We start from the raw sequence: 6,337 nt of genomic DNA on the forward strand, positions 1-6,337 counted from the left end.
CTACTGGCCGGAGGTGCAGCGCATCTGCCGCAAATACGATGTGCTCTTGATGCTCGACGAGGTGATTACCGGCTATGGCCGCACCGGCGAATGGTTCGCGGCGCAGACCTTTGACGTCCAGCCCGACACCATCACCACCGCCAAGGCGCTGACCTCCGGCTACCAGCCGCTGTCGGCGCTCCTGGTCGGCGACCGCATCAGCAGGACGCTCGTCCAAAAGGGCGGCGAGTTCTACCACGGCTACACCTATTCCGGTCACCCGGTCGCGTGCGCGGTGGCCCTGAAGAACCTCGAGATCATTGAACGGGAAGGTCTGGTCGAGCGCGTCAGGACCGACACCGGTCCCTATTTCGCGCAAGCGCTGCAGGAGCGCATCGCCGGCCACAGGCTGGTCGGCGAGGTGCGCTCGATCGGTCTTATGGGTGCGATAGAGATCGTCAAGGACAAGGCGACCAAGGAACGATACCTGCCGTCGGGAAGTGCGGCGGTCGTCGTGCGCGATCACGCGATCTCGCAGGGCATGATGCTGCGCGCCACCGGCGACACGATGATACTGTCGCCGCCGCTGATCTGGACGCGCGACACCATCGACATGGCCTGCGAGCGCATCGCCAAGGCGCTCGACCTTGCGGAGGCGGATTTGCGGAAGCGCTGAGAAAACACAGCCGGGCGCCCTTGCTGGAGGGTGCCCGGCGACCCGAATCTGCAGCGAAGCCTTGCCCAGACGCAAAAACCGCGTCCCAGAAGGGAACGCGGCTTTGCCAGATACGCATGGCGTTTCGCTACTCGAGACCTGCGAAACTTACGGGCTCCGGTACGCGAGACCTGATCCGGAGCGCCGGGCGGTTGCGATGTCCGCCTCGCAGTCCGTTTTAAAGGCACATCGTTACCGGTGAGTTAGCGAGACCTTAAGCAAATCTAAATTTGCCGGATTTCTGTCGAAAAAATTTGCTAATAACCCTTTGCAAGCAGCTGCTTAGGTTTGATCGCCGCGCAGGAAATTTATGATGCCGGAAAAGTCGGCGCCTGCGTTGCCCTGCGCATTGAACAGAGCGTAGAGCTGCGTCGCCTCGGCGCCCAGGGGCGTCACGGCGCCGGCGCTTTGCGCGGCTTCCTGCGACAATTTCAGGTCCTTGAGCATGAGGGCGGCAGCAAAACCCGGCTTGTAGTCGCGGTTGGCGGGCGACGCCGGAACAGGGCCGGGCACCGGGCAGTAAGTGGTCAGTGACCAGCACTGGCCGGAGGAGGTGGAGGCGACGTCGAACAGCGCCTGGTGCGACAGGCCGAGTTTCTCGGCGAGCACAAAGGCTTCGGCGACGCCGATCATCGAAATGCCGAGAATCATGTTGTTGCAGATCTTGGCGGCCTGGCCGGCGCCGTCACCGCCGCAATGAACGATGCGGCCGGCCATCGGCTTCAGGATCGGCTCGGCAGAGGCGAATGCTGCATCCGACCCGCCGGCCATGAAAGTGAGCGTGCCGGCGGTGGCGCCGCCGGTGCCGCCGGACACAGGCGCGTCGATCGAAGGCAAGCCGTGCCTGGCGGCAATGGCGTGAGCCTTGCGTGCCGATTCGACATCGATGGTCGAGGAATCGATCAGCAAGGCACCTTTCTTCGCCTTGGGCGCGATGTCCTCGTAGACCGACAACACATGCTTGCCGGCGGGAAGCATGGTGATCACCACGTCGGCGTCCTTCACCGCGGCGACGGCATTGGCCATGACGGTGACGCCATGCTCTTTTGCGATCGTGAGGTTCTCCGGCACGAGGTCGAAGCCTTGCACCGCATACCCCGCCTTTACGAGGTTGGCAGCCATTGGGTTGCCCATATTGCCAAGGCCGATGAAGGCGATCGTTGCCATCGTTGTCTCCCGAAATTTGCTGCTTCAGCGGCCGATCAGCGTTCGCGCGATGATGACGCGCATGATCTCGTTGGTGCCTTCGAGGATCTGGTGGACGCGCAGATCACGCACCAGCTTCTCGATGCCGTAATCGTGCAGATAGCCGTAGCCGCCATGCAACTGCAGCGCCTCGTTGGCGATGTCGAAGCCGATGTCGGTGACGAAGCGCTTGGCCATCGCCGACCATTTGCCGGCATCCGGCGCCTTGCGATCGAGCTTCGAGGCGGCGGCATAGAGGAAGATGCGGGCCGCCTGCAGCTCCGTCTCCATGTCGGCCAGCCTGAACTGCAGGGCCTGGAACTGGTTGATCTTCGATCCGAAGGCCTTGCGCTCGCTCGTGTAGGCGAGCGCCTTGTCGAGCGCCGACTGCGCGCCGCCCAGCGAGCAGGCGGCGATGTTGAGCCGGCCGCCGTCGAGCCCGGCCATGGCGATGCCGAAGCCCGCGCCTTCGGTGGCAAGCAGGTTCTCGGCCGGCACCTTGCAATCCTCGAAGATGACCTGGCGGGTCGACTGCATATGCCAACCCATCTTGTGCTCATTGGCGCCGAAGGAGAGGCCGGGCGCATCCTTGGGCACCACCAGGGTCGAAATGCCTTTGGGCCCGTCGCCGCCGGTGCGCGCCATGACGACATAGACGTCGCTGTCGCCAGCGCCGGAGATGAACTGCTTGGCGCCGTTCAAGACATAGTCGCCGCCGCTCCTCACCGCTCTCGTCTTCAAGGCGGCGGCATCGGAGCCGGAGCCGGGCTCGGTCAGGCAATAGCTCGCCAGCCATTCCATGGAGGTCAGCTTCGGCAGGAAGCGCCGGCGTTGCTCGTCGCTGCCGAAGCGGTCGATCATTGATGCCGCCATGTTGTGGATGGAGATGAAGGAGGAGAAGGCCGGATCGGCATGCGCCAGCGCCTCGAAGATCAGCACCGCATCCAGCCGACCGAGCGCCGAGCCGCCGACATCGTCGCGGACATAGATGCCGCCCAGGCCGAGCGGTCCGGTCTCGCGGATCACGTCGGCCGGAAAGTGCTTTGCCCGGTCCCAGTCGAGCGCGTTCGGCGCGACCCGATCGGCCGCGAAGGCCTCAGCCATCTCCTTCATGGCGCGCTGTTGCTCGGTGAGTTCGAATTGGCCAGTGCCCGCATCGACTGCCGCGTCCATGGCGTGCTCCCTGTCGTTTCAGGCCTTGCGGCCTGTCGTTTTTGGCTTTGCGCAGCCATCAATCTAGACCAATGATGCCGCCGCGCAACCCAGCCCGCCGCGGACCGGCTGTGCATGGATTGATCAACGGAGTCTTGCGTGCCGACAATTTTCGATCAGCTGCTGGACAGGTTCCACTTCTATCTCGCCGGCATCGACAGCGATCTGGTTGCGGACGCCGTCGCGCGCATCGATTGGCACATGCCCTCTCGTTCGCGCGAACCACGTGCGCTTCGGTGCCTTCGCCATCTCGATCGGATTGCGGAGCTTGCGCCGCGGGACGCCGGGCCGCTGACGCGGTTCATCGCGGACCATCGCAATGAGCTGTGCTGGGGCCAGACTTATACCGCTGCCGATTTCGGACAGCTCTTCATCGACAATTACGGCTGGCTGGAGGTGTTCGGCACGCGGGGGCATTTCGCCAATGACGAGGTCGCGGGCGGCCTGCTGATCCTCGGGCCCGACAGTGTCTACCCAGACCACCACCACACCGCCGAGGAGATCTACATTCCGCTGACCGGCAGCACCGAGTGGCGCATGGGCGGGGCCGGCTTTCGGGTTCGAGCGGCGGGCGAAATCATCCACCATGCGTCCAACGTCAATCACGCCATGCGTACCGGCAAGGAGCCTCTGATGGCGCTCTATATCTGGCGAGGTGGACCGCTCGCGCAGAAATCGATCATCGGCGCGGAGGGCAGGGGCTGATGGTCAGGGCGATCATGCTGCAAGGCACCGGCTCGGATGTCGGCAAGACGGTGCTGGTGGCGGGGCTCTGCCGGGCAGCAAAAAAACGCGGACTGAAGGTCAGGCCGTTCAAGCCGCAGAACATGTCCAACAACGCCGCCGTCGCCGACATCCCCGGCAACAACAAGACCGGCGGCGGCGAGATCGGCCGCGGGCAGTGGCTGCAGGCGCTGGCCTGCGGGGTGAGGCCGACCGTGCACATGAACCCGGTGCTGCTCAAGCCGCAAAGCGACATCGGCTCGCAAGTGGTGGTGCAGGGCAAGGTTTTTGGCGAGGCGCGGGCGCGCGACTATCAGGCGATGAAGGCCAGGCTGATGGATGCGGTGCTCGATTCCTGGGCGAAGGTCGGCGAGGACGCCGACCTCGTCATCGTCGAGGGCGCCGGCTCGCCGGCCGAGATCAACCTTAGGAGCCGCGACATCGCCAATATGGGCTTTGCCACGCGTACCAACGTCCCGGTGGTGCTTATCGGCGACATCGACCGCGGCGGCGTCATTGCTTCCGTCGCCGGCACGCATCTGATCCTGCCGGAGGAAGACCGGCGCATGATCGCCGGCTATCTCATCAACAAGTTCCGCGGCGATGTCTCGCTGTTCGACGATGGGGTCAGCGCCATCGGCAAGTTTACCGGCTGGCGCTGTTTCGGCCTCGTGCCCTGGCTGAAGTCCGCGGCAAGGCTGCCGTCCGAAGATTCGGTTGTGCTCGAGCGACTTGCCTCGGGCGAAAGGCGGGCGCTGAAGGTGGCGGTGCCCATGCTGGCGCGGATCGCCAACTTCGACGATCTCGATCCGCTCAAGGCCGAGCCGCAGGTCGAGGTGGTGTTCGTGCCGCCGGGAAAGCCGCTCCCGGAAGATGCCGGGCTGGTGGTCATTCCGGGCTCGAAATCGACCATCGGCGATCTGATAAAATTCCGCGAGAATGGCTGGGATCGCGACCTTGCCGCGCACCGCAAACGCGGCGGCCATGTCGTCGGCATCTGCGGCGGATATCAGATGCTCGGCCGCAAGGTTCGCGACCCCGATGGCATCGAAGGCAGCGTCATCGAGACGGAGGGCCTTGGCCTGCTCGACATCGAGACGGTGATGGAACCGGAAAAGACGGTGCGCAACTCGAGCGCTCATTCGGTGCAATTCGGCCTGCCGCTCGAAGGCTACGAGATCCATCTCGGCCGCACCACCGGCCCGGACGCCGCGCGGCCTTCGGCGATCATCAACGGCCTCGAGGACGGCGCGGTCTCCGCCGATGGCAAGGTTATCGGTACCTATCTGCATGGGCTGTTTGCAGCGGACGCTTTTCGCGCGGCCTACCTTGCGAGCCTCGGGGTCAAGGATGGGGGCATCGACTATCGCGCCGAGGTCGAGAAGGCGCTGGACGAGGTCGCGGCCGAGCTGGAGAAGCATCTCGACTGCGATGCGATTTTCGGGCTGGCGCGGTAGGTCCTCCCCTCGATGCGCATACGCTTGCCATTAGCGAAAGCTTCCGCCGCATCGTCATCCACGGGCGGAGTAAGGATCGAAGCGACGCGGCGCAGACCCGAGGATCCATTCCGTGACGGTAAGGCGTTGCTACCGTGCAGAATTCTGCTCCTCTGCGCCCTTCGATCGAGGTCACGGAATGGATCCTCGGGTCTTCGCGTCCGCTTCGCTCCCGCTCCGCCCGTGGATGACGAGGTTCAGGCGTTTTCGCCAGCCGCAAATGCCGGCGCGGATAGCAACTACGCCTTCTCGCCCGCCTTCGGCCAGTAGGTGCCGAAGGATCAGACATTGCCTTCGGGGTCGAGGCAGATGAACTCGCGACTGCCATAGTCGCGGTCGACCAGTTCCTGGGTGATCCTGGCGCCGGCCTTTTTCGCCTTGGCATAGGCGGCATCGGCATCATCGACGGCGATGTAGATGGACTTGCCGCCGCCACCGCCGGGCTCGCCGACCATCTTGCCGTAGTCGTCGTCGCGCGCGGTGCCCAGCATGATCATCGAGGACCCAAAGGTCAGTTCCGCGTGGTGAACGATGTCGCCATCGCCATAACGGGCGCGCAGTTCGAAGCCGAAGGCCTCGCTGAGCCAGTCGATCATCCTAGCGGCGTTCCTGTATCGCAGGGCTGGATAGAGACGGGGTGCTTCGTTTGTTGCTGGCATGACAATATCCCTGTGCTGGTTGAATGGATGCCAGTCTGTGCGAAGGCGGTTTCCACGTCTTGAAGAAATGTTACCTCGCCTGAAGCTTAGATCCACGTGGCGAGCCCGGATGGCGTTTCGCCGGCAAGCTGACGGAATTCGCGCACCAGATGCGCCTGGTCGGCGTAGCCGCAATCGGCGGCAATGCCGGCCCAGTTGTCGTCCTGCCGCTTCGACAGCGACAGCGCGCGGTTGAAGCGCACGATGCGTGACAATGTCTTCGGGCCGATGCCGGTCGCGTCGGTGAATTTCGCCGCCAGATGCTTGCGGCTCCAGCCAATCTCGCTGGCGAGCGCCGAAATGCGGGTGCGGCCGCCCGATGCGATGAC

7 protein-coding genes are annotated in these 6,337 nt (G+C 64.1%); 3 read left to right on the forward strand and 4 right to left on the reverse strand.

The annotated features are described in order from the left end of the window. On the forward strand, positions 1-655 hold a 655-nt coding region (locus EOA60_RS14180; protein ID WP_128311509.1), incomplete at its 5' end, for an aminotransferase class III-fold pyridoxal phosphate-dependent enzyme. A 321-nt stretch (positions 656-976) separates the two neighbouring features. On the opposite strand, the gene mmsB is transcribed toward EOA60_RS14180, so the two are convergent. Further along, a complete protein-coding gene (gene mmsB / locus EOA60_RS14185; RefSeq protein WP_095778484.1) occupies positions 977-1,861 on the reverse strand; it encodes a 3-hydroxyisobutyrate dehydrogenase in 885 nt (294 codons plus the stop codon). Positions 1,862-1,885: 24 nt separating this feature from the next. Then, positions 1,886-3,052 (reverse strand): isobutyryl-CoA dehydrogenase, encoded by a 1,167-nt coding sequence (locus tag EOA60_RS14190; protein WP_095825662.1) that lies wholly within the window; start codon positions 3,050-3,052, stop codon positions 1,886-1,888. Positions 3,053-3,190: 138 nt separating this feature from the next. On the opposite strand from EOA60_RS14190, the gene EOA60_RS14195 reads away from it, so the two are divergent. Next, on the forward strand, positions 3,191-3,796 hold the full coding sequence (locus EOA60_RS14195; RefSeq protein WP_095825661.1) for a dimethylsulfonioproprionate lyase family protein: 606 nt from the start codon (positions 3,191-3,193) through the stop codon (positions 3,794-3,796). Then, positions 3,796-5,271 carry a cobyric acid synthase gene (locus EOA60_RS14200; protein WP_095825660.1) on the forward strand — a complete coding sequence of 492 codons (1,476 nt, stop codon included), beginning with the start codon at positions 3,796-3,798 and terminating at the stop codon, positions 5,269-5,271. The genes EOA60_RS14195 and EOA60_RS14200 overlap by 1 nt, the downstream gene beginning before the upstream one ends. Positions 5,272-5,591: 320 nt before the next feature. Here the strand turns inward: EOA60_RS14200 and EOA60_RS14205 are convergent, their stop codons facing one another. Both EOA60_RS14205 and EOA60_RS14210 read right to left on the reverse strand, forming a co-directional pair. Beyond that, entirely contained in the window at positions 5,592-5,969 is a 378-nt protein-coding gene (locus tag EOA60_RS14205) for a VOC family protein (protein ID WP_095825659.1), read from the reverse strand. A gap of 86 nt (positions 5,970-6,055) precedes the next feature. Continuing rightward, positions 6,056-6,337 (reverse strand): helix-turn-helix transcriptional regulator (locus EOA60_RS14210; protein ID WP_164899306.1); only part of this gene is annotated, 282 nt, incomplete at its 5' end.

Source organism: Mesorhizobium sp. M1A.F.Ca.IN.020.06.1.1, assembly GCF_004023265.1.
Classification (GTDB): Bacteria; Pseudomonadota; Alphaproteobacteria; order Rhizobiales; family Rhizobiaceae; genus Mesorhizobium.